This window comes from Mesorhizobium sp. (assembly GCF_041661565.1).
Lineage (GTDB): Bacteria > Pseudomonadota > Alphaproteobacteria > Rhizobiales > Rhizobiaceae > Mesorhizobium.
Window position 1 is genome coordinate 1 of the sequence record NZ_JBAZUD010000251.1, and the last position, 3,459, is coordinate 3,459.

5 protein-coding genes are annotated in these 3,459 nt (G+C 65.3%); all 5 read left to right on the plus strand.

From position 1 onward, the window contains the following. On the plus strand, positions 1-1,218 hold a 1,218-nt coding region (locus WC739_RS25045), incomplete at its 5' end, for an RNA ligase RtcB family protein (protein WP_372955674.1). Then, entirely contained in the window at positions 1,205-1,822 is a 618-nt protein-coding gene (gene prfH / locus WC739_RS25050; protein ID WP_372955675.1) for a peptide chain release factor H, read from the plus strand. The genes WC739_RS25045 and prfH, both read left to right, overlap by 14 nt. 100 nt (positions 1,823-1,922) lie before the next feature. After that, a complete protein-coding gene (locus WC739_RS25055; RefSeq protein ID WP_372955676.1) occupies positions 1,923-2,612 on the plus strand; it encodes a helix-turn-helix transcriptional regulator in 690 nt (229 codons plus the stop codon). 75 nt (positions 2,613-2,687) lie between these two features. Then, a complete protein-coding gene (locus WC739_RS25060; RefSeq protein WP_372955677.1) occupies positions 2,688-3,083 on the plus strand; it encodes a VOC family protein in 396 nt (131 codons plus the stop codon). Continuing rightward, positions 3,080-3,459 (plus strand): EVE domain-containing protein (locus WC739_RS25065; protein WP_372955678.1); only part of this gene is annotated, 380 nt, incomplete at its 3' end. The genes WC739_RS25060 and WC739_RS25065, both read left to right, overlap by 4 nt.

Below are 3,459 nucleotides of genomic sequence, written 5' to 3' on the forward strand. Positions count from 1 at the left end.
ATGGGCAAATCGATCGGGAGCTCAGGCTCCTCTTCGCCGCGCATTGTCGCGACGGCGCATATCCAGCATTGTTATTCACCGCGCACATGGATCGAGGGGGCGGCGCTTCAGCAACTGCAGACCGTCGCGGCTCTGCCTGGCGTCACCTCGATTGCGGCCTTTCCCGACCTGCATCCCGGCAAATATGGTCCGACCGGAATTGCCGTGCTGTCCGAGCGGCTGCATCCACAACTGATCGGCAACGACATTGGCTGCGGCATGTCATTGTTCGAACTGGATCTGCCGCTGCGCAGGCTCAGGATCGACAAGGCCGTCGGACGGCTGCGCCAGATCGAAGCGGAAGATGTCGACCCGCATGCGGCACTCGCTGGCGCGGACCTGCCGACGGACCTCTTTCTGGAAGCGCTTGGCACGGTTGGCGGCGGCAACCATTTCTGCGAGTTGCAGGCGGTCGACCAGGCCGATGCGGCTGGCGAAGGCCTGTTCGACCGCCAGAAGCTCTATCTTCTGGTGCATTCAGGCTCGCGCGGACTTGGCGCCTTCGTCTTCGGGCGGATGCTCGGCCTTCCGTCGGCGGTCACGGCCGGGCTCGATCCGGAGTCCGCCGAGGGCAGGAACTGGCTTGGGCAGCACGACATCTGCGTCACCTGGGCCTCGATCAACCGTCGGCTGATCGCCGAACGCGCTGCAAGCGCCCTGCGCAGCGAAGTGCGGCTGCTGGCCGATGTACCGCACAACCTTGTGCGCCGCCGGGCCGATGGCTTCGTCCATCACAAGGGTTCGGCGGCGGTTCGGATGGGGGATGTCGCTCCGATCGCGGGTTCACGCGCCAGCCTGAGCCATGTCGTCCGGGCGCTGGACGGGACGGGTCCGTCGCTCGGCGGCATTTCGCATGGCGCCGGCCGCAAATACGATCGCGCCACCATGCATGGCCGGGTCGGCCGCAACAAGTCCGAGCGCGACGCCTTGCTGAGAAACGCGTGGGGCGGGCAGTTGATATGCGACGACCGCAACCTGGTCATCGAGGAAGCAGCTTCCGCCTACAAGGATGCCGGGCAGGTGGCGCAAGATCTCGCCGATGCCGGTCTGGTGGTGCCCCTGGTGACGATGAAACCCCTGGTGACCTACAAGAGGGCGACAGAGGGTCCACCCGACCGGACTCGTACCAAGCCCACTCGCGAACGCCGTGCAGGGAGGGCGGATCATGGGCGCGATTGACATGCTGGTCACCTCGGCCGGCGGCCCTGTGGAATGCCGCATCGCCGTGATGACGCTGGTGGAGATAGTCGAACGGGAAGCCGGCCGGCTCGGCTGCACGCTGGAGGTCGCGTATGGCCACCGGCCGGACCGGCACGGCGCCAGATCCGCCCTGCTCAGCCTCGAGGGTCGTCACGCCGAAGCCCTCGCGCAGGAGTATTGCGGCACCGTCAAGTTCATCTTCAAGAGCCCGGTGCGCGCAGAACACAAAAGGCGGAACTGGTTCGTCGGCGTGCGGACCGTTGACCTGACGGAGGTCGCCGCCACTTCGATCGCGGCGTCCGATGTCCGTTTCGAAACCTTGCGCGCCGGCGGTCCCGGTGGACAGCACCAGAACACAACCGACAGTGCGGTGCGCGCAGAGCATCTGCCGACCGGGATCGTGGTCACGGCACGCAACGAGCGTTCGCAACACCGCAACAAGGCGATAGCAATGCGCCGGTTGGAGGCGATGCTGCGGGTTCTCGCTGATCGCGAGGCCGAACAGTCGAAAGCGGCGATCTTCATCGCCAACAAGGCTTTGGAGCGCGGTAATGAGGTCAAGGTGTTTCGGCTCGACCTCTGAGCCGAATTGGCGCGGCGGCGTCGCTGGACGGGAAACCGTCCCGGCTTCCTGCCGCGCCCATGCACCTCTATCGTGGACGTGGTCCCAAGTCGCGAGAATCATGTCCCGCTCAGAACGCCTGCTCGACCTGATCCAGTGCCTACGCCGTCATCGCCGGCCGGTGAGCGGGCACACGCTTGCCGACGAGATGGGCGTTTCGATCCGCACGCTCTATCGCGACATCGCCACCCTGCAGGGGCAGGGCGCCCCGATCGAAGGTGAGGCGGGGCTGGGCTATGTGCTCAAGCCCGGCTTCATGCTGCCGCCGCTGATGTTCAGCGACGAGGAGATCGAAGCCATCGTGCTCGGTTCGCGCTGGGTCGCCAAGCAGCCGGACCAGCGTCTGTCAGTCGCCGCCACCAACGCGCTGGCCAAGATCGCCGCCGTGCTCCCGGACGATCTGCGCGAGGACCTCGATGCCTCGACGCTGCTGGTCGGACCGCCCGCCAAGGCTGTCGAAGGCATCGATCTCGGCCTGGTGCGGCAGGCAATCCGCAATGAACGCAAACTTGGCTTTCTCTATCGCGATGCCGGCGGCGCCGCCTCCGAACGCGTGGTCTGGCCGTTTGCGCTGGCCTTCTTCGACAAGGTGCGGGTGGTGGTGGCGTGGTGCGAGATGCGGCAGGATTTTCGCCATTTTCGCGCCGACCGCATCGCGCAACTCGAAGCCACCGACATGCGCTATCCGCGCCGCCGCCAGGCGCTGCTCAAGGAATGGCGGGCAACACTCCAAAAGTCGCGAGCCTCATGATGGCTGCTGCCAGAATCTGACAGTAGCCTGTCCTAAGTTCCCCAAGTCGAAACGCTGAACCTTGGAGAGCAATTCATGACACAACCGAATTTCGTTATCCTCTATGTCGACCAGCCGCAGCGGAGCGGCGCTTTCTACGGCGCGCTGTTCGGTCGTGAACCGGTCGAAAGCTCAGCCATTTTCGTCCTGTTCGTGCTCGACAACGGTTTCAAGCTTGGCCTCTGGTCGCGCCACACGGTGGAGCCGGCGGCGTCGGCCGCGGGTGGCGGCGCCGAGATCGTCTTTGCGCTGGATGCGGCTGACGCTGTCGATGCCGCCCATGCCGACTGGGCCAGCCGCGGGCTGAAGATCCTGCAGACCCCGACCGACATGGATTTCGGGCGCACTTTCGTTGCGCTCGATCCTGACAATCATCGCCTGCGTGTCTACTGGACGGCGGTGGGGGAACAGGCCAATGGGGAGCAGAAATGAGCGCGTACTGGATCGCGGTTGCCTCGGCCGAACATGTCCGTCGCGGCCGCGCGGGCGGCTTCATGCAGGTCAACCATGGCAAGGCGGCGCCCCTGCGCCGGGTCAAGCCCGGCGATGGCATCATCTATTATTCGCCGACCACCATCCTCGGTGAAAAGGACGGTTTGCAGGCCTTCACGGCGATCGGCACCGTGCAGGAAGGCGAGCCCTATCAGGGCGACATGGGAGGCGGCTTCACGCCGTTCCGCCGCGACGTCGAGTGGGCGCGCGCGGAGGAAGCGCCGATCAAGCCTTTGCTCGACAGGCTGGAGTTCACCGCCGGCAAGTCGAACTGGGGCTATCAGCTTCGCTTCGGGCTGTTCGAGATCAGCGATCA

What these genes read in the sequence shown, in the direction of transcription:
- prfH (WP_372955675.1), top strand. Translation starts at nt 1,205, where the DNA reads ATGGGCGCGATTGACATGCTGGTCACCTCGGCCGGCGGCCCTGTGGAA.
- WC739_RS25055 (WP_372955676.1), top strand. Translation starts at nt 1,923, where the DNA reads ATGTCCCGCTCAGAACGCCTGCTCGACCTGATCCAGTGCCTACGCCGT.
- WC739_RS25060 (WP_372955677.1), top strand. Translation starts at nt 2,688, where the DNA reads ATGACACAACCGAATTTCGTTATCCTCTATGTCGACCAGCCGCAGCGG.